General features: G+C 72.2%; 18 protein-coding genes and 1 tRNA gene. 10 read left to right on the top strand and 9 right to left on the bottom strand.

All coding sequences use genetic code 11. From position 1 onward, the window contains the following. Nucleotides 1-54: 54 nt before the first annotated feature. The 4 genes from ACIA8Q_RS09895 (at nucleotide 55) to ACIA8Q_RS09880 (ending at nucleotide 2964) form a co-directional block, all read left to right on the top strand. Complete coding sequence (locus ACIA8Q_RS09895; RefSeq protein ID WP_280673909.1) at nucleotides 55-234, top strand: hypothetical protein; 180 nt, start codon at nucleotides 55-57, stop codon at nucleotides 232-234. Nucleotides 235-297: 63 nt separating this feature from the next. Continuing rightward, entirely contained in the window at nucleotides 298-963 is a 666-nt protein-coding gene (locus tag ACIA8Q_RS09890; RefSeq protein ID WP_360212898.1) for an aminodeoxychorismate/anthranilate synthase component II, read from the top strand. Nucleotides 964-968: 5 nt separating this feature from the next. Beyond that, nucleotides 969-2108 (top strand): class E sortase, encoded by a 1140-nt coding sequence (locus ACIA8Q_RS09885; protein WP_360212900.1) that lies wholly within the window; start codon nucleotides 969-971, stop codon nucleotides 2106-2108. 37 nt (nucleotides 2109-2145) lie between these two features. Then, complete coding sequence (locus tag ACIA8Q_RS09880; protein WP_360212902.1) at nucleotides 2146-2964, top strand: class E sortase; 819 nt, start codon at nucleotides 2146-2148, stop codon at nucleotides 2962-2964. A gap of 133 nt (nucleotides 2965-3097) precedes the next feature. Here ACIA8Q_RS09880 and pknB read toward each other — a convergent pair whose 3' ends face one another. The 6 genes from pknB to ACIA8Q_RS09850 all read right to left on the bottom strand — a co-directional run bounded on the left by pknB (nucleotide 3098) and on the right by ACIA8Q_RS09850 (nucleotide 11640). Next, a complete protein-coding gene (gene pknB / locus ACIA8Q_RS09875) occupies nucleotides 3098-5233 on the bottom strand; it encodes a Stk1 family PASTA domain-containing Ser/Thr kinase (protein WP_396316976.1) in 2136 nt (711 codons plus the stop codon). 257 nt (nucleotides 5234-5490) lie between these two features. Beyond that, nucleotides 5491-6948 carry a penicillin-binding protein 2 gene (locus ACIA8Q_RS09870; RefSeq protein ID WP_360212906.1) on the bottom strand — a complete coding sequence of 486 codons (1458 nt, stop codon included), beginning with the start codon at nucleotides 6946-6948 and terminating at the stop codon, nucleotides 5491-5493. Beyond that, nucleotides 6945-8321 (bottom strand): FtsW/RodA/SpoVE family cell cycle protein, encoded by a 1377-nt coding sequence (locus ACIA8Q_RS09865; RefSeq protein ID WP_387900756.1) that lies wholly within the window; start codon nucleotides 8319-8321, stop codon nucleotides 6945-6947. The genes ACIA8Q_RS09870 and ACIA8Q_RS09865 overlap by 4 nt, the downstream gene beginning before the upstream one ends. Nucleotides 8322-8481: 160 nt before the next feature. Further along, nucleotides 8482-10116 (bottom strand): PP2C family protein-serine/threonine phosphatase, encoded by a 1635-nt coding sequence (locus ACIA8Q_RS09860; protein WP_396316975.1) that lies wholly within the window; start codon nucleotides 10114-10116, stop codon nucleotides 8482-8484. Between the two features lie 53 nt (nucleotides 10117-10169). Further along, nucleotides 10170-10730 (bottom strand): FHA domain-containing protein, encoded by a 561-nt coding sequence (locus ACIA8Q_RS09855; protein WP_360212910.1) that lies wholly within the window; start codon nucleotides 10728-10730, stop codon nucleotides 10170-10172. A 46-nt stretch (nucleotides 10731-10776) separates the two neighbouring features. Continuing rightward, on the bottom strand, nucleotides 10777-11640 hold the full coding sequence (locus ACIA8Q_RS09850; RefSeq protein WP_396316974.1) for an FhaA domain-containing protein: 864 nt from the start codon (nucleotides 11638-11640) through the stop codon (nucleotides 10777-10779). A 419-nt stretch (nucleotides 11641-12059) separates the two neighbouring features. Here ACIA8Q_RS09850 and ACIA8Q_RS09845 point away from each other — a divergent pair. Then, a tRNA-Leu gene (locus ACIA8Q_RS09845) sits at nucleotides 12060-12143 on the top strand. 126 nt (nucleotides 12144-12269) lie between these two features. Here the strand turns inward: ACIA8Q_RS09845 and ACIA8Q_RS09840 are convergent. Beyond that, on the bottom strand, nucleotides 12270-13514 hold the full coding sequence (locus ACIA8Q_RS09840; RefSeq protein ID WP_360212914.1) for a biotin carboxylase: 1245 nt from the start codon (nucleotides 13512-13514) through the stop codon (nucleotides 12270-12272). Nucleotides 13515-13637: 123 nt separating this feature from the next. Between ACIA8Q_RS09840 and ACIA8Q_RS09835 the strand changes: the two genes are divergently transcribed. From ACIA8Q_RS09835 to ACIA8Q_RS09825, 3 genes are read left to right on the top strand one after another with little or no spacing between them, the layout of a single operon-like run. Next, nucleotides 13638-14420, top strand: coding sequence for a thioesterase II family protein (locus tag ACIA8Q_RS09835; RefSeq protein WP_396316973.1), 783 nt, complete (start codon nucleotides 13638-13640; stop codon nucleotides 14418-14420). After that, entirely contained in the window at nucleotides 14417-15199 is a 783-nt protein-coding gene (locus ACIA8Q_RS09830; RefSeq protein ID WP_360212916.1) for a 4'-phosphopantetheinyl transferase superfamily protein, read from the top strand. The genes ACIA8Q_RS09835 and ACIA8Q_RS09830 overlap by 4 nt, the downstream gene beginning before the upstream one ends. An 18-nt stretch (nucleotides 15200-15217) precedes the next feature. Then, on the top strand, nucleotides 15218-16462 hold the full coding sequence (locus tag ACIA8Q_RS09825; protein WP_360212918.1) for an ATP-grasp domain-containing protein: 1245 nt from the start codon (nucleotides 15218-15220) through the stop codon (nucleotides 16460-16462). A 48-nt stretch (nucleotides 16463-16510) separates the two neighbouring features. On the opposite strand, the gene ACIA8Q_RS09820 is transcribed toward ACIA8Q_RS09825, so the two are convergent. Together ACIA8Q_RS09820 and ACIA8Q_RS09815 are read right to left on the bottom strand one after the other, a co-directional pair. Beyond that, the gene (locus tag ACIA8Q_RS09820; RefSeq protein ID WP_360212920.1) at nucleotides 16511-17470 is read right to left on the bottom strand and encodes an RsmB/NOP family class I SAM-dependent RNA methyltransferase; all 960 of its coding nucleotides are present in this window, start codon (nucleotides 17468-17470) and stop codon (nucleotides 16511-16513) included. Between the two features lie 257 nt (nucleotides 17471-17727). Continuing rightward, the gene (locus ACIA8Q_RS09815; protein WP_360212922.1) at nucleotides 17728-18999 is read right to left on the bottom strand and encodes an ATP-grasp domain-containing protein; all 1272 of its coding nucleotides are present in this window, start codon (nucleotides 18997-18999) and stop codon (nucleotides 17728-17730) included. A 443-nt stretch (nucleotides 19000-19442) separates the two neighbouring features. Here ACIA8Q_RS09815 and ACIA8Q_RS09810 point away from each other — a divergent pair, with 443 nt between their 5' ends. Together ACIA8Q_RS09810 and ACIA8Q_RS09805 are read left to right on the top strand one after the other, a co-directional pair. Continuing rightward, complete coding sequence (locus ACIA8Q_RS09810; protein ID WP_360212924.1) at nucleotides 19443-20339, top strand: ABC transporter ATP-binding protein; 897 nt, start codon at nucleotides 19443-19445, stop codon at nucleotides 20337-20339. A gap of 1 nt (nucleotide 20340) precedes the next feature. Next, the gene (locus ACIA8Q_RS09805; protein WP_360212926.1) at nucleotides 20341-21168 is read left to right on the top strand and encodes an ABC transporter permease; all 828 of its coding nucleotides are present in this window, start codon (nucleotides 20341-20343) and stop codon (nucleotides 21166-21168) included. Nucleotides 21169-21170 lie beyond the last annotated feature (2 nt).

The following is a 21170-nucleotide window of genomic DNA, read 5'->3' as shown; positions in this document are numbered from 1 at the left end:
GCCGTTGATCCCGGGTCTACTCTTGACCCCAGTCCGCTACGTCGAGGGAGCACCATGTACGGCTGGATCTGGCGTCATCTCCCGGGGAACACCCTGGTCCGGGCCGTCATCTCGCTGCTCCTCGTCGTCGGGATCGTCTACCTCCTCTTCACCTACGTCTTCCCGTGGGCGGAACCGTTGCTCCCCTTCGGTGACGTCACAGTGGACGGCGGCGACGGTGCCGCGGCCGGCTGAACCGACGGCCCGGCCCCTCCACCCAGTCGACCCCGCCCCGCATCCCACGGAGACCACGCGAGAATGACCACCCAGCCGACCCCGCCCCGCATCCTGGTCGTCGACAACTACGACAGTTTCGTCTTCAACCTGGTCCAGTACCTGTACCAGCTCGGCGCCACCTGCGAGGTGGTGCGCAACGACGAGGTGACCGTCGGGCACGCCGTCCGCCGGTCCGGTGACGAAGGCTTCGACGGGGTGCTGCTCTCCCCCGGCCCGGGCGCGCCCGAGGAGGCCGGGGTCTGCATCGAGATGGTGCACCACTGCGCGGGGATCGGGCTGCCGGTCTTCGGCGTCTGCCTGGGCCTGCAGTCGATCGCGGTGGCGTACGGCGCGGTGGTCGGCCGGGCGCCGGAGCTGCTGCACGGCAAGACCTCGCTGGTCGAGCACGAGGACGGCGGAGTGTTCGCCGGACTGCCCTCGCCGCTGACCGCCACCCGCTACCACTCGCTGGCGGTCGACCCGGACACCGTGCCGGACGACCTGCTGGCCGTCACCGCGCGCACCGGGAGCGGTGTGATCATGGGCCTCCGCCACCGTGAACTGCCCGTCGAGGGCGTGCAGTTCCACCCCGAGTCGGTGCTCACCGAGGGCGGGCACCGGATGCTCGCGAACTGGCTGGCCGAGTGCGGTCACCCGCAGGCCGTGGACCGGTCGGCCGGGCTCGCCCCGGTGATCGGCCGGGGCTGAGCGGCGTGACCACGCTGCGTCCGGAGGGGCGTTACCAGCCGGAGGCGGGCCCGTACGACGGGGCGCAGCAGTACGGCGAGGTGCAGCAGCAGTACGGCGGTGCCCAGTTCGGCGGTGCCCCGTACGGGGACGGGTCGTACGGGGGCGGCGCCGGCGCCGAGCCGCACCGTCAGGAGCCGTACCGGCAGGGCCCGGGCGCTCCCGAGGACGCCTGGGGCGTCTACGAGCAGGCCGCGCAGCCCGGGGCGTCCGGCCCGGAGTACCCGTGGCTGCCCGACCAGACCCTCCAGCTGCGGCTGCCGGCCTTCGAGGCCGGGCCGGCCGCCGAGCCCGCCCCGCCGACCGGCGGCCGGGCCGAGCGCCGGCGGGCCGCGCAGGGCCGCACCTCGGTGCGCTCCGGCAACGGGCGGCGCCGGGCGAACGGCCGCGCGGCCGGGCGGGCGCGCCCCAAGGAGTCCAAGGCCGTGGTGGCCGCGCGCATGGTGGGCGAGCTGTGCATCACGCTCGGCGTCGTGATGCTGCTGTTCGTCTCCTACCAGCTGTGGTGGACCAACGTGCAGGCCGACGCGGCCGCCAGCGGCGCCCGCAACCAGCTGGAGCAGCAGTTCGACGCCGCGCAGGCGCCGGCTCCCGGCCAGCCGGCCCCGGACCCGGCCAAGCCGGAGGTGTTCGAGCCCGGCAAGGGCTTCGCCATCATCTACCTGCCCAAGCTGGGCCTGAAGTTCCCGATCGCCGAGGGCACCTCCAAGTCGGCGGTGCTCGACAAGGGCCTGGTCGGCCACTACACGGGCACCGGCATGCCGGCCGACAAGTCGGGCAACTTCGCGCTGGCCGCGCACCGCAACACCCACGGCGAGCCGTTCCGGTACATCAACCAGCTCGCCAAGGGCGACAAGGTCGTGGTGGAGACCGCCACCTCGTACTACACCTACGAGATCACCGGCGGCATCCCGGAGACCTCCCCGAGCAACGTGAGCGTGATCAAGCCGGTGCCCAACGGCGCCGGGTACGCGGGCCCCGGCCGGTACATCACGCTGACCACCTGCACCCCGGAGTTCACCTCGAAGTTCCGCCTCATCGTCTTTGGCAAGATGACCGAGGAACGGCCGCGCAGTCAGGGCAAGCCGGCCGCGATCGGCGGGTAGTCGCCCGGCCGCCCGGCACGGATGGGGAGCAGCGCAGATGACGGACGAGACGGCGCAGTCGGCCGAGCCGGTGCAGGAGGCCTTCCCGCCGCCCGGGGAGGGCCCGGAGCCGGCCCGGCGCGGCCCGGGCCGGGCACTGGCCGCGCTCGGCGTCTTCGGCGAGCTGCTGATCACCCTGGGGCTGGTGCTGGGCCTGTTCGTGGCCTACTCGCTGTGGTGGACCAACGTGGAGGCCGACCGCACCGCGGCCGCGGCCGCCGACCGGCTGCGCGGCGCCTGGGCCGCGGGCCCGACCGCCGCCCCCGCACCGGCGTCGCCCGGTGCGACGCCGGCGCCCGGCGCCGCGCCCGCCGCGCCGTACGCGGCCGGCGACGCGCTCGGCTTCCTGCACGTCCCGGCGATGGGCCGGGACTACCAGGTGCTGATCAGGATGGGCACCGGCGGCGACGTCCTGGCCGAGGGCGTGGCCGGGGTGTACGAGCAGCCCTACCGCGCCGCGATGCCCTGGGACCCGAGCGGCAACTTCGCGCTGGCCGCCCACCGGGACGGCCACGGCGCCAAGTTCCACGACCTGGACGCCGTCCACAGGGGCGACGCGGTCGTCGTGGAGACCAGGGACAAGTGGTACGTCTACAAGGTCGACAACACCCTGCCGGAGACCTCCAAGTACGACACCGGCATCGTCGCGCCCGTCCCGGTCGGCTCCGGTTACACCGGGCCCGGCCGGTACATCACGCTGACCACCTGCACGCCGGTGTACACCTCGCGCTACCGGATGGCGGTGTGGGGGAGCCTGGTGCGGGTGGACGACGTGGACGCCAAGCGGACGCCGCCGCCGGAGCTGCGCCACTCCTGACGGCCGGTCGGCGGGCCCGGCGGCCCGCCCGGGGCCGGTGCCCGGAACGCCCGAGGGCCCGTCGCGGTGATCGCGACGGGCCCTCGGCGTACTGCTCGGGACAACCAGGCCTCAGAGGAACGGGAACCAGGGCTTAGTTGTTGGGCTGCCCTTTGGTGTTGGTGGGTGAGGGGAGGGGGTCGCCCCCTTTGGTCGGCTCCGCCGGCCTGGTGACCAGGGCGACCTGGCTGTTCGGGTCCAGCTGGGTGCCGGCCGGCGGGTTGCTGCCCATGACCAGCGCGTTCGGGTCGGACGGGCCGGTGACGGTGTAGCCCAGGCCGGCCTTGCCGAGCGCGGCGATGGCGTCCGACAGCTTGACGTTCTGCAGCGGCGGGACGGTGGCCTTGTCCGGGGCCTTGTAGATCGTCAGCGTGATCTTCGAGTTCGCCGGGGCCTTGCTGTTCGCCGGGATCGACTGCGACGCGACCGTGTTGATCTTGGTCGGGTCGTTGGTCTGGGTGGTCTTCGAGGCGTCCACCTGGAAGCCGGCCTGCTCCAGCTGGGCCTGGGCGGCCTCCTTCGGCTGGCCCACCACGCCAGGGACGGCGACCTTGCTCTTGCCCTGCGACACGGTCAGCTTGACCGGGGCGGTCGGGTCGCCGGCCGCGTTGCCCGCCGGGTCCTGGGCGGTGACCGTCTCCTGCGGAGCGGTGTCGTCGTCCTTGTACTCGGTGGTGACGTTGGTGAAGCCGGCGTCGGCGAGCGCCTTCGTCGCCTGGTCCTTGGTCTTGCCGACCACGCTCGGCACGTTCGACTTGGTCGGGCCCGAGGAGAGCTGCACCGTGATGGTGCTGTTCTCCGCCACCTGCGCCGCGGCGGCCGGGCTCTGGCTGCAGACCTGGTCCTTCTTGACGTTGCTGTCCGGGCAGGCGACCTTGTCGCCCTCGGCCACCACGAGCTTGGGACCGGCCGCGGCGGCGGCCGTCTTGGCGTCCGCCAGGCTCTTGCCGACCAGGCTCGGCACGGCGACCTTCGGCGACTCCTTCTTGGCGCCGTCGTTGCCGTTGAACATCGCCTGGGCCACGAAGAAGGTGCCGACCAGGACCAGCACGGCGGCGACCGCCAGCACGATCCAGGAGGTGTTGTTCTTCTTCGGCGGCTCCTCGCCGCGCCGGCCGCCCTCGCGGCCGTAGCCGTCGTCGTGGCCGCCGCCGGACGGGCCGCCGGCGTAGGTCTGGCCGTAGCCGTCGTCCTGGTAGCCCCCGGGCTGCCCGTAGCCGGCCTGCGGGGCGGCCTGCGGCAGGACGGTGGTCGGGCCGCCGCCGGGCTGCTGCGGCAGCACGTTGGTCTGGCCGTACGGGTCGTGCTGCTGCGGGTAGCCGTTCTGGTCGTAGCCGTAGCCGGCGGCGCCCATGCCGTAGGCGGCGGCCTGCTGCGCGGCGGCCACCGGCAGGCCGTCGAGGAAGCGCTCGATGTCGTCGCGCATCTCGTCGGCGGTCTGGTAGCGGTAGTCGCGCTCCTTGGCGAGTGCCTTCAGCACGATCGCGTCGATCTCCGGGCGCACCTCGGGATCGAAGACGGACGGCGGCTGCGCCTCCTCCCGGACGTGCTGGTAGGCCACCGCGACCGGGGAGTCGCCGACGAACGGCGGCCGGACGGTCAGCAGCTCGTACAGCAGGCAGCCGGTGGAGTAGAGGTCGGAGCGGGCGTCGACCTGCTCGCCCTTGGCCTGCTCCGGGGAGAGGTACTGGGCGGTGCCGATGACGGCCGAGGTCTGGGTCATGGTCATCCCGGCGTCGCCCATCGCGCGGGCGATGCCGAAGTCCATGACCTTGACGTTGCCCTGCCGGGTCAGCATCACGTTGGCCGGCTTGATGTCCCGGTGCACGATGCCGGCGCGGTGCGAGTACTCCAGCGCCTGCAGGATGCCGATCGTCATCTCCAGCGCGCGCTCGGGCAGCAGCCTGCGGCCGGAGTGCAGCAGCTCGCGCAGCGTGGACCCCTCGACGTACTCCATCACGATGTACGGGATGGAGATGCCGTCGATGTAGTCCTCGCCGGTGTCGTACACGGCGACGATCGCGGGGTGGTTCAGGGACGCCGCGGACTGGGCCTCGCGGCGGAAGCGGGCCTGGAACGACGGATCCCGGGCCATGTCGGCCCGGAGCGTCTTCACTGCGACGGAACGGCCGAGCCGGGTGTCATGGCCGAGGTACACCTCGGCCATGCCGCCGCGCCCGAGGACGCCGCCGAGCTCGTACCTGCCGCCGAGGCGACGAGGCTCTTCCATAGTTCCGACCCTCTCCCTCACCCGCCGGTGAGGTTGTGACGTAGGTGTCCCCGCACGCTCTGGGTGACGCCGCGCGGGACTCGACCGGTTCTCCGGCCGGGCCGTGCGCGGCCTCGCGGGCGGCAACGGGCACACCCGCTGCTGGCGGATACGCTACCGGTCGGACCACGGAGGACCGGAGTCAGCCGTCGGCCGATATCAGACCGGTATCCGGACGGGGGTGCCGATCGTGACATTCCACTCACCGCAGCCGCGCCCTACTTGCCGAGTGCGGCCTGCATCACCGCCTTGGCGATCGGGGCGGCCAGCCGGCCGCCGCTGATGCCGTCGCGGTTGTTGGAGCCGTCCTCGACCACGACCGCGACCGCGACCGACTGGCCGTCGGAGGTCTTGGCCCAGGACGTGAACCAGGCGAAGGGCAGTCCGGCGTTGTCCTCGCCGTGCTGCGCGGTGCCGGTCTTGCCGCCGACCTGCAGGCCCGGGATCTTGGCGTTCTTGCCGGTGCCGTTCTCCACCACGGAGACCATCAGGTCCTGCATCTTCTGCGCGGTGGCCGGGCTCATCGGCTGGGAGAACTGCTTCTCGGTGTGCTTGGAGATGGTGGTCAGCGAGGCCGAGCGCTCCTGGTCGACCAGGTAGGGCTGCATCAGGCTGCCGTTGTTGGCGATCGCGGCGGAGACCATGGCCATCTGCAGCGGGGTGGCGCGGGTGTCGTGCTGGCCGATCGAGTCCTGCGCGGTGCCGTCCAGGCTGGCGCTGTCCGGGAAGATGCTCTTCTCGGAGCGGACCGGGGTGTCGATCGTGCTGTTGAAGCCGAACTTCTCGGCCTGCGCCCGCATCTTCTCCTTGCCGAGGTCGGCGCCGATCTTGGCGAAGACCGTGTTGCAGGACTGGTCCATGCCGGACTTGACGGTGGCGTTCTCGCAGCGCTCGTTGGGGCTCTCGTTCTTCAGCTGGGTGCTGGTGCCCGGCAGGATGTACGGCTCCGGCGTCGTCGTGGCGTCGTCGACGTTCTGGTAGAGGCCGTTCTCGAACGCGGCGGTCGCGGTGACCAGCTTGAAGGTCGAGCCGGGCGGATAGGTCTCCTTCAGCGCCCGGTTGAGCATCGGCTTGTTCGGGTCGGCGTTGAGGTCCGTCCAGGCCTTGGAGTCGGTGCCCTCGCTGCCGGCGATGGTGCTCGGGTCGTAGGAGGGGGTGGAGACCAGCGCCAGGATCGCGCCGGTCTTCGGGTCGATCGCGACGACCGCACCCTTCTTGTCGCCGAGGCCGTCGAAGGCGGCCTTCTGGACCTTGGCGTTGATCGTGGTGAGGACGTCCCCGCCGCGCTTCTGCTCGCCGGTCAGCATGTCCAGGGTGTTGCGGAAGAACAGCCGGTCGTCGCTGCCGGAGAGGATGCCGTCCTCCAGGTTCTCCAGCTGGCTGGAGCCGAAGACCTGGGAGGAGTACCCGGTGACCGGGGCGTACATCGGGCCGTCGACCCAGGAGCGCTTGTACTTGTAGCGCAGGCCGTTGACGAAGTCGGACTTGGTGACCGGCTGCCCGCCGACGATGATGTTGCCGCGCGGGTGGGCGTAGCGGTCGTACTGCTGGCGCTTGTTGTTCTTGTTGCCGGCCCAGGCGTCGGCCTGGACGCCCTGCACCCAGTTGGTGCGGACCATCAGGGCCAGGATCAGGACGAGGCAGAAGATCGAGACCCGGCGGATCGGCTTGTTCATCGGACGGGTCCTCCCTGGCCCTCGGTGGCGGGGGCCGGTTCGGCCCCGGGTCGGCGGGCGCTGTCGCTGATCTTCAGCAGGATGGCGACCAGTGCCCAGTTGGCGACCACGGACGAGCCGCCCTGGGCGAGGAACGGCATGGTCATACCGGTCAGCGGGATCAGCCCGGTGACACCGCCGGCGACGACGAAGACCTGCAGGGCCATCGCCGAGGAGAGGCCGACCGCGAACAGCTTGCCGAACGGGTCGCGGGCGGCGACCGCGGTGCGCAGACCGCGCTGCACCAGCAGCCCGTACAGCAGGAAGATCGCCATCAGGCCGGTCAGTCCGAGCTCCTCGCCGAACGAGCCCAGGATGAAGTCGCTCTTGGCGGCGAAGTTGATCAGCCAGGAGCGGCCCTGGCCCAGGCCCGAGCCGGTCACCCCGCCGGAGCCGAGCGCCATCAGCGACTGGCCGATCTGCTCGGTGGCGCCCTTCGGCGGGTGCGGGGCGAAGGCGGCCATCGGGTCGAGCCAGGCGTTGATGCGGACCTTCACGTGGTCGGCGGTCGAGGCGACGGCGACCGCGCCGCCGATCGACATCAGCAGACCGAACAGGATCCAGCTGGTCCGCTCGGTGGCGACGTAGAGCATCACCACGAACAGGCCGAAGAACAGGAAGGACGTGCCGAGGTCGTTCTCGAAGATCAGGATCAGCAGGCTGAGCAGCCAGATGACGACGATCGGGCCGAGGTCGCGGCCGCGCGGCAGGTACAGCCCCATGAAGCGGCGGCTGGCCAGCGCCAGGGCGTCCCGCTTGACCATCAGGTAGCCGGAGAAGAACACCGTCAGGACGATCTTGGCGAACTCGCCGGGCTGGATGGAGAAGCTGCCCACCCGGATCCAGATCTTGGCGCCGAAGTCCTCCGCCCGGGCCGGGAAGAAGGCCGGCGCGGCGAGCAGCACCAGCGCCGCCACCATCGAGATGTAGGTGTAGCGCTGCAGGACCCGGTGGTCCTTCAGGAACACCATCACGCCGATGAACAGCGTGATCCCCAGTCCCGACCACATCAGCTGGTTCTGGGCCGCCGGGTAGTTGCCGCTGAGCAGCTTGCCGGCCTTGTCGAGGCGCCAGATCATCACCACGCCGAGCCCGTTCAGCAGCGTGGCGATCGGCAGCATCAGCGGGTCGGCGTACGGCGCGAAGCGGCGCACCAGCAGGTGCGCCACCAGGGCCAGCGCGCCCATGCCGAGCCCGTAGCCGAGCATGCCGGCGGGCAGCGCGGAGTCCATCGCGAGGCCGACGTTGGCGTACGCGAGGATCGGCAGGACGACGGCGAAGGCCAGCAGGGCCAGCTCGGTGTTGCGCCGGTTCGGCGCGCCCTGCGGGGAGATGGTGGTGTTGCCCCGGCGTCGGGGCGCGGCGGGTTCGGCCGCCGCGCGACGCCGGCCGGTCCGGCCGGGGTCGCCGCTCAGGTCGTAGGTGCTCACGTGGTGACCGCCCCCTGACGGCCGGCGGTCCCGCAGGGGGCGGGCCTATGTCGGATCACGGACGTCACGGCTTCGGGCAGGACTCGGCCCGGCCGCGCTCCTCGTCGGTCAGCCCGGGCAGGTCGCCCGGCGAACCGGCGGCCGGCGCGGTGGCGCTCGGCGAGGGGGCGGGCGTGCTCGGGGCGGGCGTGCTCGTGGTGGGCGCGGGCGTGGGCGAGGCGCTGGGGACGGCGGCGGCCGGTCCGCGGCTCTTCTCGCCCGGGGTGGGTGTGCTCGCCAGGAACGCGGCGTGGGTGGCCTGCGTCGCCGGGGTGCCCTGCGCGGGCGGGGCGGCCTGGGCCGCCTGGGCGACCTTCTGGCAGAGCTGGGACCAGCCGTCGAGCTCCTGGACGGTGGCGTTGGCGTCGTTCAGGCTGCCGACCGAGATGGTCTTGCTGAGGTGCGCCCGCTGGTCCTGCGGCAGGAACTTCAGCTTGACGTTGCTGAACGAGGAGTGGACGGAGGACAGGCTCAGGCCGGCCAGGTTCTGGTTGACGCCCTGGTAGACCGCGACGTGGTCGCCGTCCTCGCCGACGTAGTACTGGTCCTGGGTCCACTGGTAACCGAGGAACCCGGCACCGCCGAGCAGGCCGAGGGTGACCAGGACGGCCACCGAGACGGTCAGGCCCTTGCGCTTGCGCCGGCTCGGACGCGGCTCGTCGAACTCCTCGGTGCCGTACACCGACGGCTCGGCCGGGTAGCCGTACTCGCCCTCGTAGCCCTCGGCGGGGCCGAAGCCGCCCTGGCCGCCGTACTCGCCCTCGTAGCCCTCGGCCGGGCCGAAGGTGCCCTGCGGGTTGCGGCCGAGGCCGGCCGCGCGGCCGGCCGGGGTGTCGGCGATCGAGCGGTCGGCCGCGGCCGAGGACGGCGGGGTGTCGGCGACCGCGCCGACCACCACCGGGACGTCGTTGAACTGGCCGCTCATGGTGTCCGTGGCGCCGACGTCGATGACGTCGGCCACGATGCAGGTGATGTTGTCCGGACCGCCGCCGCGCAGCGCGAGCTGGATCAGCTCCTGCACGGTCTGCTCGGGCGAGTAGAAGCTGCCGAGGGTGTCCTGGAGGGTCTGGTGGCTGACCGGGCCGGAGAGGCCGTCGGAGCAGATCAGGTACCGGTCGCCGGCCCGGACCTCGCGGATCGACAGGTCGGGCTCGACCTGGCCGCGGCCGTCGAGCGCCCGCATCAGCAGCGAGCGCTGCGGGTGGGTCTCGGCCTCCTCCGGGGTGATCCGGCCCTCGTCGACCAGGCGCTGCACCCAGGTGTGGTCCTGGGTGATCTGCACCAGCGAACCGTCGCGCAGCAGGTAGGCGCGGGAGTCGCCGACGTGCACCATGCCCATCCGCTGGCCCGTCCAGAGCATGGCGGTCAGCGTGCAGCCCATGCCCTCCAGCTGGGGGTCGTCCTCGACCATCTGCCGGAGCCGGTCGTTGGCGCCCTGGACGGCGTCGCCCAGCAGGGTCAGCAGGTCGGCGCCCGGCACGTCCTCGTCCAGCCGGACGATCGAGCCGAGCACCTCGGAGGACGCGACCTCGCCGGCCGCGGCGCCGCCCATGCCGTCGGCCACGGCCAGCAGCCGCGGCCCGGCGTAGCCGGAGTCCTCGTTCCCCTCCCGGATCAGTCCCTTGTGGGAGCCGGCGGCGAAGCGCAGCACCAGGGTCATGCGACCTGTGCCCCCCTCTGGGTCATGGACGGGATGCTGTCCCTCATGCGCTACTACTTCCGCAGTTCGATGACGGTCCTGCCGATACGGATCGGCATGCCCGGCTGGAGCGGGGTGGGCGCGGTCAGGCGCTGCCGGTCCAGATAGGTGCCGTTGGTGGAGCCTAGATCCTCGACCGTCCACTGCCCAGTCTGATCCGGATAGATCCTGGCATGCCGGGAGGACGCGTAGTCGTCGTCCAGCACGATGGTCGAGTCGTGCGCGCGGCCCAGGGTGATCGTCTGGCCCTGCAGCGCGACGGTGGTCCCGGCCAGCGAGCCCTGCACGACCACGAGCTGGGTCGGGGCGCCGCGGCGGCGCCCGCCGCCCTGGGTCTGGCCCGCCGCGGGGGCGGGCGCGGTCTGGGCGGGCGCGGGGCGGCCCCCGGGGGCGCCGGTGGCCACGGTGGTGGCCGCGGAGCCGTTCGCGGCCGCGTTGGCGCCGCGGCGCGAGGACCGGGGGTTCACCTTGGTCCCGAACAGGTCGCTGCGGATCACCTGGATCGCGACGATGACGAACAGCCACAGCACGGCCAGGAAGCCCAGCCGCATGACCGTGAGGGTCAGTTCTGACATGGCCGGCCCGCCCGTCGGTGAGTGAGGCGCGCGAACAACTCGGACACTACCCTTCGACCTGTCGGTAGACGATGGTGGTGGAGCCCACGACGATGCGGGAGCCGTCGCGGAGCGTAGCGCGCTGGGTGTGCTGCCCGTCCACCACGATGCCGTTGGTGGATCCCAGGTCGAGGACCATCGAAGGGGTGCCGGGGCGGATCTCGGCGTGCTTCCGGGAGACCCCGGGGTCGTCGATCCGCACGTCCGCCTCGGTCGAGCGGCCGAGGACGCAGGCCGCGCCGGAGATCTGGTGGCGGGCGCCGTTCACCTCGATCCAGCGGCGGACCGAGGCGCCGTGGCCGGCACCCGGGAAGGCCCGGACGTTGCCGCCGGAGGTCGCGGGCGGGCCCGGGGGCATCGCCGGGGGCGCGGCGGGCGGCGGGGGCGTGCCGTACTGGCCGGCGCCCTGCTGCTGCCACGGTGCGCCCTGGGCCGGTGCGGCCGGCTGGCGGTCGTAGCCGGGCTGCTGCTGCTGGGGGGAGTACTGCTGGGGTTCCTCGGCTGCCAGGGTGCGGCTGCGCACCCGGTACAGCCCGGTGTCCAGGTCGTCGGCCTTCTCCAGGTTCACCTGGAGCGGGCCCATGAAGGTGTACCGCTGGGCCTCGGCGTACTCGCGGACCATGCCGGCCAGCTCGGTGCCCAGCTGCCCGGAGTAGGGGCTGAGCCGCTCGTGGTCGTGCGGGCTCAGCTCGACGATGAAGTCGTTCGGCACGACGGTGCGGTCGCGGTTCCAGATGCTCGCGTTGTTGTCGCACTCGCGCTGCAGCGCACCGGCGATCTCCACGGGCTGGACCTCGGACTTGAACACCTTGGCGAAGGTGCCGTTGACGAGACCCTCGAGTCGCTGCTCGAACTTCTTCAGCACTCCCATGGGGCACCCCCTTCCAGGGTTCGTTCGCCTGCCTGCCGACCGGATCCCCCCGGGGAGTCGGTCGCGCCTACTTGCGGTACTTCCGTACTGATCGTATCCACGCCGGGCCCTTCCGTACGGTTCCCGGACAGCGTGGTGCCCGGGGGTGGGCTCGGACACACAGGGTGACGCATGTCGGGTACGGCACGCCAGATGTGCCCGCCCGGGCGGCCCCGCACCCCTCGCTCACCCGTTCGTCGCGCATCCGTTCGGATGCGGTCGGTTCCGCGCGGGAACGGATTCGGAGCGGCCCCCCGGGTCGTGCTACTGTTTTCCACGTCGGAAGGGCCGCCCGAAAGGGAGGCCGGTCCAAGGAAACGCGAAGTACTCATGGTACCGAGCGGTTCGGAAGATCGGTCGGCAACGAGGACGACACCCATGCGCGGGTGGCGGAATAGGCAGACGCGCTGGATTCAGGTTCCAGTGCCCGAAAGGGCGTGGGGGTTCAACTCCCCCCTCGCGCACAACGGAACACCGCGAGGTGTTCGGCAGCATCGACGAAAAGGTCGGTACCGTGATCACGGTACCGACCTTTTCGCTGTGCCCGGACGGACGGGCGCACCACCCGGGCCGCGCCCGCCCGGGGGCGGTCAGGCGGGGGCCGCGCGGACCCGGAAGTCGCGGGCGGTGGCGCGGATGGCGGCCTCCACCTCGGCGCCGGTCGCCCCCCGGAACCGGAACCGCCCGCCGACGTGCTCGTAGTAGGCGTCCGCCGCGGGCAGCACCTCCCCGGCGGCGAGCAGCGACTCCGCGTACGGGCCCGGCACCCGGCCCGTCATCGGGGTGACGGCGGTGATCCGGCAGGGCCGCTCCGCGGGCGCGGGGACCAGCAGCCAGCCGCCGACCGCCCCGGAGGCCGGCCGGCCCTTGGCCGGCTGCTCCCCCAGCTGCAGGGCGAACGCCGCCTCCATCAGGTCGTAGCCGTGCAGGTCGCGCCAGACGAACGGGATCTCCGCGCCGCCGACCCGGGCGCCGACCTCCAGGAAGGAGCAGTGCGGGGTGCCGTCCGGGCCGGTGCCGACGAACACCTCCAGGTGGAAGACGGTCGGGGCGGCGGTCAGCGCGGCGAGGAAGCGCGGGGCCGCGGCCTCCACGGCGGCCAGGACGGCCGGGTCGGTCTCCTCGACGGAGCCCAGGTAGGAGCCGTCCCGGAAGCCCAGGCAGGTGTTGACGTAGCGGGAGGCGCGCCAGACGTCGAGGCGGCCGTCCCGGAACAGGCCGTCGACGTGGTAGATCGGGTCGGTCCGCCGGACCTGCACCAGCAGCGGCGCCTCGTCGCCCCAGCGCACCCCGGCGAGGTCCGCCGGGCCGTGCACGATCCGCACGCCCGCGCTCGAACTGCCCCGTACGGGCTTCAGCACGAGCGGCCAGCCGTGCCGCGCCGCGAACCGCTCCACGTCCGCGGCGGCGGACACCGCGGCGAACGCGGGCACGGGGAGCCCGGCGTCCCGGACCCGCCGGCACATCTCCAGCTTGTCGCGGAAGGGCAGCAGGTCCTGCGGGGTGGCGCCGGCCAGGCCCCACTCCGCGCGCAACTGCGCGGCGATCAGCAGGTCGTCCTCCTTGAGCGCGACCACGGCCTGCGGGGCGCCGTGGCGCCGGGTCAGTTCCCAGACCGCCTCGCGCACCTCGACCAGGTCGTCGGTGGCGGCCACCAGCACGACGCCGGCCGCGGCGGCGGGCACACCGGCCGCGCCCACCTCGGTGGTCACGTAACTGACGGCGTGGGTCGCGTGATCGAGGTAGTCGTCGTAGTGTGCGTACGCGTCCCGCCAGCGGTGGATGACCACCACGTGCCGGCGCGCTCCCGCGTCCTCGTTCCTCGTAGTCGGCATGAGAACGTCCTCCAGGACGACTTGGTCATGGCCCGATCAAGCTATCCTCCGGGAAGGCGGGAGGCAATGATTCATTTCCCCCGTTAACGCCAGGCCGCTGATCTGGCAGAGTTGGGCCGGGGAATGGCCGAAACACCGTGGGGAGGGGTGTCGTTGAGCGGCTTCGAGGTGAATGGCGCGACAACGGTCCGGCTTTTCGGATTTCACCACGCCGGGGGGTCCGGCACGTTGTTCCACGGCTGGCAGGACCGGCTGCCCGCGGGCTGGGAGGTGCGGGCGCTGGACGCGCCGGGGCACGGCAGCCTGATGGGACGCGAACTGATCGACGAACTCGACCGGCTGGTGGGCTACTTCCTCGACCAGGTGCGCCCCGGGGGCGACGTTCCGTACGCGTTCTTCGGGCACAGCATGGGGGGCATCGTCGCGTACGAACTGGCCCGCCGGCTGGTCGGGGAGGGCGCCGTGCCGCCGGTCTGGCTCGGGATCTCCGCCTGCCGGGCCCCGCGCTCCGCGCCTCCGGTCGTCCTGCGGCACACCCTGAGCGAGGCTCAGCTGCGCCGGCACGTGCGCGAACTCGGCGGCACGCCGGAGCAGTTGCTGGACGACCCGAGGCTCTGGGAGATCTTCGGCCCGATCATCCGGGCCGACCTGCGACTGGTGGAGCAGTGGCGGCCCGCGCACGCGGAGCCGCTGCCGGTGCCGCTCACGGTGTTCCGCGGCCGCGACGACGCGCTCGCGACCCCGGGCCGGGTCGCCGCCTGGGAGGCGGAGTCCACCGCGTTCCGCGGGCTGCGCACGCTCGACGGGGACCACTTCTACTTCGGCGCCGACCCGGCACCGCTGCTGCGGCACCTCGTCGAGGACGTCCGGTCGGCGCGCACGGCGCTGCCGCACCCCGCCCGGTGACACCGACGGCCGCCGCGGCGGACGGGGCCGACGGGGCCGTCGCCTGCCGGGTCTGGTGGGCCCGCACCGCGGACCACCGACCGGGGCTGGAGGCGCTGCTCGCGCCGGCCGAGGCGGTGCGGCGCGACCTGTACGCGGCCGAGGCCGACCGGCGCCGGTTCACCGTGGCGGCCGCGCTGCTGCGGCTGGCCGCCGCGGAGTTCTCGGGCACCGGCCCGCGGGAGGTCGAGGTGCTGCGCGACTGCCCGGACTGCCCGCTGCCGCACGGACGGCCCCGGATCACCGGCCCGCTGGACGCGTCGGTCTCCTACGCGGGGGACGTCGTGCTGGTCGCGGTGACCGCGGGGGCGGTCGTCGGCGTGGACGCCGAGGCCCCGGCGGCCTCGCCCCGGCGGCAGTCGGCGGCCCTGCGGCGGGCCCTGGGCGAGCGGGAGTCGGCCGAGCTGGGGCGCGTCCCGGAGGCGGAGCGGGACGGCTGGCTGCTGCGGCGGTGGACGTACAAGGAGGCGGTCCTGAAGGCCACCGGCGAGGGGCTCCGGGTGCCGCCGACCGCGGTCGGGGTGAGCGAGGAGTCGGGGACCGCCCGGCTGACCGCCTACCCGGGCCGCCCGCCGGGCGGCGGCCGGACCGTCCTGCTGCCGCTCGGGATACCGACCGGCGCCATGCCCCCCGGGGGCACGGCTTCGGCGGCGTTCCTGCTGGACCGGGACGCACCGGTCCGGCAGGCGCCGGGGAGATACGGCCGGGAGCTCTTCGACACCGACGGGGGCCCCGGGTGACGACGGAGAGGAATGCACGTGACGGAACAAGGCAGGCCGCGGCTGACCATCGTCGGGAGCGGGGGGCAGCCCTACCGGGAGTACTGCTACCAGTCCCTCGCCGGCGACTACGCGTTGTCGGCGGTCCTCCCCGCTGAGCCGACCTGGCAGCGCGAATACCTCACCGACCACCGGGTGGTCGACTGCACCGACCCGGACGCGATCGCCGCGGCGCTGGCCGAACTGGCCCCGGAGCAGGGGCCGTCCGGGGTGTTCACCTGGGACGAGCTGGTCCTCGAGGCGACGGCGCTGGCCTGTGAGAAGCTCGGGCTGCCGCACATGTCGTCCGCGGCCGTCGCGCGGTGCCGGGACAAGTACGCGACGAGGTCGCTGATGGCCGGGGCCGGACTGCCGTCGGCGGCGCACCGGCTGGTGTCCTCCGCCGACGAGGCGGTCGCCGCGGCGGAGGAGTTCGGCTTCCCCGTGGTGGTGAAGCCCCGCTCGCTGGCCGGCAGCATCGGGGTGGTCAGGGCCGAGGACGCGGCCGCCGTGCGCGCCGCGTTCGAGCTGGCCACCGGGGCGGCGTACGCCACCCTGCCGGCCGGTGAGGGCATCCTCGTCGAGGAGTACCTGGACGGCCCCGAGATCAGCGTGGACAGCGTGGTCTTCGAGGGCGTGGTGCACTGCGTCCACGTGGCGCAGAAGCGGCTCGGCTTCCCCCCGTACTTCGAGGAGGTGGGCCACCTCGTCACCGCCGCCACCCCGGACGCCCTGCCGCAGGAGGTCGCCGAACTCGTCCGGGCCGCGCACCGCACCCTGGGCGTGGACTACGGCGTCACCCACGCCGAGGTCAGGCTGACCACGGCCGGGCCCCGGCTGGTCGAGCTGAACGCCCGGCTCGGCGGGGACCTGATACCCCTGATCAGCCGGATGGCCACCGGGATCGACCTGGTGAAGGCCGCCGCCGAGATCGCGCTCGGGCACGACCCGGAGCCGGTCACCCGCGGCGGCGGCGGGGGCGGCACGGCGGAGGTCCGCTTCGTCTACCCGCCGCACGACTGCACGGTGCGGTCCGTCGACCTGACGGCCGCGGGGAGCGTGCCGGGCATCGTCCACACGGCCGCGCTCGCCGGGCCCGGTACGCAGCTGCTGCTGCCCCCGAAGAACCCGATCCCGCGGCTCGCGGCGCTGATCGCGGTGGCGGGGGACGAGGCCGGCACCGGGCGGGCGCTCGACCTCGCGCAGGAGCGGGTCGTCGCCGACGTCGAGCCGCTGACCGGCTGACCGGCGGTCGGCCCCGGGCCGCCGGGCCCGGGGCCGACCCGTCGCGCCCTACGCGTCCGCGGGCCCGGCCTTGACGATCCGGGCGACGAAGAAGCCCTCGAAGAGGTCGCTCGGGGCCACCCGGACCGCGTGCTTGAGGCGCTCGTCGAACTTCGTGCCGCGCCAGGAGGTGACCCCGGGCAGGAACGACGGCTCGGAGAACCCGAGCGGCTCCAGCGTCAGGTCGGAGCGGCGCTGCAGGATCTTGCTGACCGGGAACTCGTCCTCCTCCGGGCTGAGCGTGCAGGTGGAGTACACCATCACGCCGCCCGGCTTCAGCAGGGTGTAGGCCGCGCTGAGCATCTTCAGCTGGAGGAACTTGTACTTCTCGATGCGCTCCTCGGACCAGTAGCGCAACGTGATCGGCTTGCGCATGTCGACCCGGCCCTCGCCCGAGCACTGCACGTCGAGCAGGATCCGGTCGAAGGACTCGGCCGGCAGCTCCTTGTCGATGTACTGGGCCTGGTGCGTGGTCAGCTCGCCGTAGTTGACGCCGTAGGTCTTGGCCAGCTCGCCGAGCTTGCGGGCGCGCGGCGCGGCGGCGTCGTTCAGCCAGAGGTCGCAGTCGTTGCCCACCCGGGCGGCGAGGTGGAAGGCCTTGCCGCCGGGCGCGGACGCCACGTCCAGAATGCTGTCCCCGGGGCGCGGGTCGAGTGCCACCGGGGGAATGAGGCTGGACGCGTTCTGCAGATAGACGCGGCCTTCGTGGGCGAGTTCGAGAATGTCCTCGAATCCGTCGCTCTCGGGCCACAGGAAAGTGTGGTCGCACCATTCGACGGGAAATGCGCTGGGCGCCTTCTCGCGGACTATGTCGAGGGTTTCCCGGTATTTCGCCTCGTCGAGGAGGCGGTTGACCCGGATCGACGTCGGGCGGGCGCCCCGGAACACGTCCTTGACCTGGTTCGGGCGGATCCGGAGCACCTCGGCCATGCGCTGCTCGAACTGGCGGATGGTTCGCGCGTTGGACACGACTGGGCTCCTCTCGCCGTGACCAACGGGGCCGGCGGCTGTGTCTGGGGGCAAGTCCCTACATTTTGGCAGCAAGGGGCCGGGCCGTCCAATAACCGCAGGTGGGCCGACCGGGCACCGCACGGGCCGTGGCACGGCGACGGCCCCCGGGACGGTGTCCAGGGGGCCGACCGGTCGGCCGGCGGCGTCCGGGGCGGTCCGTGGGGACCGTCCGGACGCCGCCGGCCGTGCCGCCGCGCGGTGCGCCGGCGAATGCCTCAGGGCGTTTCGAACGTCAGCAGGACGCGCTTGCGGGTCTCGTCGTGCAGCTCGTCGATCCGCGCCTCGTCGGTGACGTGGAAAAAGGCGTCGTAGGTGTACATCCAGCCCTCGCGGGTGGCCTTCGACTCGCCCCGGCCCGGCACCCGCTGGCCCGCCTGCAGATAACTCTGCTCGAAATCGAATTCGGGCTGCGCGTGCACCCAGTCGAGACCGGTGAATTCCTTGAAGATGCCCGACTCGACCGCGTTGACGAAGACGCCGAGGAGGAAGCCCTCCTTGACCCGCGCGTACTTGCGCGGCAGCGGCTCGCCCATCTGCAGCTTGCGGCCCATCTCCCGGACGTCGGCGTCGAGCCAGGCGATCAGGGTCTTGGCGACGCTGCCGCCGCCGATCCGCGGGTTGATCTCGATGATGGAGACGTTCTCGCCGTCCCACTTGAGCTCGATGTGGACGAAGGTGTCGTCGACCCCGAGCTCGCGCAGCGCCTCCTCGAGGATGTCGCGGATGCGCGCCTCCTCCTCGGCGGAGACGAAGGGGGTGGGGCAGACGTTGGCGGTCTCCAGGCGGAAGCCGTCCTGCTCGGCCCAGAGCAGCTTCTCCTGGATCAGCAGCGGGACGAGGTCGCCGTTCTGGACGAAGGCCTCGAAGGACAGCTCCCGGCCGGCGCCGATGAAGGACTCCAGGAGGACCTCGTTGCGCGGGTCCCAGACCCGGGTGCCGTCGTCGAACGGACCGTGCGGGTGGTCGGCGCGCAGGCTCTCGAAGGTCTCGGCCAGCTCGTCGTAGGCACGCGCCGGGTCCTTCACGATGTCCACGAAGGCGCTCGCGGTGCCCCAGATCGGCTTGATGACGAACGGCGTGCCGAGGCGCTCGACCGCGGCGGCGACGTTCTCGGGCGTGAGGTCCGCGGCGGCGAACACCTCGGTGTGCAGCGGGAGCTGCTCGGCGAGCACCTCGCGCAGCCGGGGCTTGATGCGGCAGTTGAGCTGCCCCTGGAAGCCGGGGAAGTCCATGCCGAGGCGGCGCGCGGCGCCCAGCTGCACCGGCCAGATCTTGTCGTTGATGATCGAGAACCGGTCGAGCCTGCCCTGGAAGGGGGTGAGGGCCTCCACGACCGCGTCCTCGGAGAAGACGTCGGGGCAGATGACCACCTCGTCGGCGCACTCCTCGTAGACGGAGGCGAACTCCTCGGTGGCGAGGAACAGGACGGGGACGCCGTGCTCGCGCAGACTTCGCGCCCGATTACGCAACTCCGGCCAGAGTTCCATTCCCGGAATGGACACCTCGACGAAATACCCGGTAAGGGACGGGGAGTTGAGTTCATCCGATGCATTCACGCGAGTCAGGCTAACACCGGGCAGCAGGTGCGACAAGGCTCTGCCGGAGCCCAAGTTGTCCGCATACTATTGGGCCTGAACTGTTTCTTTGGGAACATGACAAACTGGACAATCGTGACCCTTGTGGCGATCACGGATTATTTCCCGCGAGTTGCCCCCGGCGCCCGCCGGCCGGTCCGGACGCGGATTTCGATTTCCCGGCGGGGGTTCGACGAAATCCGGAGGGACCTGCGGTACGGTCGGAGGTTGCTTGCGGGTCCTTACCTGCCCTCATAGGATAACGATTCAGGTCATATAAAAATGATGGGTGGTGGGTTGTGACCGAGTCAAAAGCTGCGGGCGCCGACAGCACCGCGGCCATTTCGGCCAGGGGCTTGAAAAAGAGGTTCGGGGACTTCGAGGCGGTCCGGGGCGTCGATTTCACCGTGCCGAGGGGCGAGGCCTTCGGGTTCCTCGGCCCCAACGGCGCCGGGAAGTCCTCGACCATGCGGATGATCTCCTGCATGTCCCCGCGGACCGGGGGCGACCTGAGGGTGCTCGGCATGGACCCCGACACGCACGGCCCGGCGATCCGCTCCCGCATCGGGATCGTGCCGCAGGCCGACAACCTCGACAGCGAGCTGACCGTCCGGCAGAACCTGCAGACGTACGGCCGGTACTTCGGGCTGTCCCGGGCGCACGTGCGGCGCAAGGCCGTCGAGCTGATGGAGTTCGCCCAGCTCTCCGACCGGGCCGACGACGCGGTGGAGCCGCTCTCCGGGGGCATGAAGCGCCGGCTCACCATCGCCCGGGGCCTGGTCAACGACCCCGAGGTGGTCCTGCTCGACGAGCCGACCACCGGACTCGACCCGCAGGCCCGGCACCTGCTCTGGGACCGGCTCTTCCGGCTCAAGCAGAGCGGCGTCACGCTGATCCTCACCACGCACTACATGGACGAGGCCGAGCAGCTCTGCGACCGCCTGGTGGTGATGGACGCGGGCCGGATCGTCGCCGAGGGCTCGCCGGCCGCACTGATCGAGCAGTACTCCACCCGCGAGGTCCTGGAACTGCGGTTCCGGCCCGGCACCCCCGGCCAGTACGTGGGCCAGGTCGACAGCCTGGTGGAGCGGGTCGAGGTGCTCCCCGACCGGCTGCTGCTGTACACGAAGAACGCCGAGGACACCGCGGCCCGGGTGGCCGAACGCGGCGTCGACCCGCTCTCCACCCTGGTGCGGCGCTCCACCCTGGAGGACGTCTTCCTGCGCCTGACCGGCCGAATGCTGGTGGACTGACATGGCCCTCGACACGCACACGCGACAGGAGGCCCGTGCCACCGGCGCGGTGGTCGGGCCCTGGCGGGCGATGGGCCTGCGCATCGAGGGCCAGTGGGCCTGGTACCGGCGCTACTGGCGGGCCAACCTCTACTCCTCCGGGCTCCAGCCGGTGCTCTTCCTCGGGGCGATGGGCCTCGGCTTCGGCTCCCAGGTCAAGGCCGGCTCGATCCCGGACGGCATCACCTACCTGCAGTACATCGCCCCCGCGCTGCTGGTCAGCGGCGTCATCGCGACGGCGGTGAACGAGTCGGGGCACCCCGTCCTGTCCGGCTTCAAGTGGAAGCGGGACTACGTGGCGATCAGCGCGACCCCGATCACGCCGGAGCAGCTCTTCGGCGGACAGCTCCTCTGGATCGTCATCAGGCTGGCGGTCTCGGCGGGGATCTACGGGGTCGCCGCGCTGTTCTTCGGGGCGTGGACCGGGCCCGGCGTCCTGCTCGCGCTGCCGCTCGCGGTGCTCATCGGGGCGGCCTGCGCGGCACCGGTCATGGCGTTCGCCGCCACCACCCGGGGCGAGGGGCACGCCTTCGTCGCGCTGAACCGCTTCGTGGTGCTGCCGATGACGCTGTTCGCCGGCACGTTCTTCCCGGTCGACCGGCTGCCCGCCGTGGTGCAGCCGCTGGTCTGGCTCTCCCCCGTCTGGCACGGCAACGAGCTGGTCCGGGGCGTCACGCTGGACGGCCTCGCGCCGCTGCCCGCACTGGGGCACGCGCTGTTCCTGCTCGCCATGCTGGTCGCCGGCGTGTACGTCGGCCGCCGGCGCTTCCGCCGCAGGCTGGTGATCTGACG

It is taken from the genome of Kitasatospora sp. NPDC051705 (assembly GCF_044453265.1).
GTDB lineage: Bacteria > Actinomycetota > Actinomycetes > Streptomycetales > Streptomycetaceae > Kitasatospora.
The sequence above is the reverse complement of the archived record's forward strand: the minus strand, read 5'-3'. Positions and strand labels throughout refer to the sequence as shown.

Bases quoted from the DNA above. Each gene is read 5' to 3' on its own strand.
- ACIA8Q_RS09815 (WP_360212922.1), bottom strand. From the start codon at position 18,999: ATGGAACTCTGGCCGGAGTTGCGTAATCGGGCGCGAAGTCTGCGCGAG.
- ACIA8Q_RS09860 (WP_396316975.1), bottom strand. From the start codon at position 10,116: ATGACCCTGGTGCTGCGCTTCGCCGCCGGCTCCCACAAGGGACTGATC.
- ACIA8Q_RS09870 (WP_360212906.1), bottom strand. From the start codon at position 6,948: ATGAACAAGCCGATCCGCCGGGTCTCGATCTTCTGCCTCGTCCTGATC.
- ACIA8Q_RS09805 (WP_360212926.1), top strand. From the start codon at position 20,341: ATGGCCCTCGACACGCACACGCGACAGGAGGCCCGTGCCACCGGCGCG.
- ACIA8Q_RS09850 (WP_396316974.1), bottom strand. From the start codon at position 11,640: ATGGGAGTGCTGAAGAAGTTCGAGCAGCGACTCGAGGGTCTCGTCAAC.
- ACIA8Q_RS09890 (WP_360212898.1), top strand. From the start codon at position 298: ATGACCACCCAGCCGACCCCGCCCCGCATCCTGGTCGTCGACAACTAC.
- ACIA8Q_RS09835 (WP_396316973.1), top strand. From the start codon at position 13,638: ATGGCCGAAACACCGTGGGGAGGGGTGTCGTTGAGCGGCTTCGAGGTG.
- ACIA8Q_RS09855 (WP_360212910.1), bottom strand. From the start codon at position 10,730: ATGTCAGAACTGACCCTCACGGTCATGCGGCTGGGCTTCCTGGCCGTG.
- ACIA8Q_RS09880 (WP_360212902.1), top strand. From the start codon at position 2,146: ATGACGGACGAGACGGCGCAGTCGGCCGAGCCGGTGCAGGAGGCCTTC.
- ACIA8Q_RS09840 (WP_360212914.1), bottom strand. From the start codon at position 13,514: ATGCCGACTACGAGGAACGAGGACGCGGGAGCGCGCCGGCACGTGGTG.
- ACIA8Q_RS09895 (WP_280673909.1), top strand. From the start codon at position 55: ATGTACGGCTGGATCTGGCGTCATCTCCCGGGGAACACCCTGGTCCGG.
- pknB (WP_396316976.1), bottom strand. From the start codon at position 5,233: ATGGAAGAGCCTCGTCGCCTCGGCGGCAGGTACGAGCTCGGCGGCGTC.